We start from the raw sequence: 1,274 nt of genomic DNA, 5'->3' as shown, positions 1-1,274 counted from the left end.
ATGAGCTGGAAGGTGCTCCCGCAGGCTTCCGAACCATGGAAGCCAAGGGCAAGGAACTGGAAGGCATGAAGTTCCGTATGCAGGTCAATACCCTTGACTGCTACGGCTGCGGCAACTGTGCCGACATCTGCCCTGCCAAGACACCGGCTCTGGTCATGAAGCCCCTGGAAACCCAGACGGAAATGGAAGTACCCAACCACGAATTCTCCCTCACCGTGCCCTTCAAGGCCGGTATCATGAACAGAGAATCCGTGAAAGGTTCCCAGTTTGTTCAGCCGCTCATGGAGTTCTCCGGTGCCTGCGCAGGCTGCGGCGAAACCCCCTATGTAAAACTTCTCACCCAGCTCTTTGGTGAGCGCATGTTCATCTCCAACGCCACGGGCTGTTCCTCCATCTGGGGTGGCAGCGCGCCCAGCGCACCCTACTGCACCAACGAAGACGGCCATGGACCCACCTGGGGCAACTCCCTTTTTGAAGATGCGGCTGAATTCGGATACGGCAAAATGATTGCCGTCAAGCATCGCCGTGAAGGTGTGGCTCTGCTGGTCAAAGAAGCCCTTGAACTGGATCTGGATGCTGAAATTAAGACAGCCATGCAGGACTGGCTGGATACCATGTGGGACGGCAAACAGTCCGCCGTCACAGGACGCCGTATGGAAGCCGCCCTGGCAACGGCACCGGCCCACGATCTCATCGACCAGATTCTGGACCAGGCTGATCTCTTTGTGAAAAAATCCCACTGGATTTTCGGTGGTGACGGATGGGCCTATGACATTGGTTTCGGCGGTCTTGACCATGTTCTCGCTTCCGGAGAAGACATTAATATCCTTGTCATGGATACGGAAGTTTACTCCAACACCGGCGGGCAGTCCTCCAAGGCAACGCCTACGGGGGCCATTGCAAAATTTGCCGCATCCGGTAAGAAAACGGCCAAAAAAGACCTCGGCCGTATGATGATGAGCTACGGATATGTCTACGTGGCCTCCGTTGCCATGGGCGCCAACAAGCAGCAGGTGCTCAAAGCCTTTGTGGAAGCGGAAAACTACCCCGGACCTTCCATCATCATCTGCTATGCACCCTGCATCAATCAGGGCATCAAAAAGGGTATGGGCAAAACCCAGGAAGAACAGAAACTGGCCGTACAGTCCGGATACTGGCCGCTCTACCGCTACAATCCCATGCTGGAAGAAGAGGGCAAAAACCCCTTTGTTCTGGAATCCAAGGCTCCGGACGGAACCCTGCAGGAATTCCTCTCCGGCGAAAACCGCTTTGCC

General features: G+C 55.6%; 1 protein-coding gene. It reads left to right on the top strand.

The genetic code is table 11. The features are described 5' to 3' along the window. A partial coding sequence (locus OOT00_RS15965; protein WP_265426418.1) for a thiamine pyrophosphate-dependent enzyme occupies positions 1–1,274 on the top strand: 1,274 nt, incomplete at both ends.

It is taken from the genome of Desulfobotulus pelophilus, assembly GCF_026155325.1.
Classification (GTDB): domain Bacteria; phylum Desulfobacterota; class Desulfobacteria; order Desulfobacterales; family ASO4-4; genus Desulfobotulus; species Desulfobotulus pelophilus.
The sequence above is the reverse complement of the archived record's forward strand: the minus strand, read 5'-3'. Positions and strand labels throughout refer to the sequence as shown.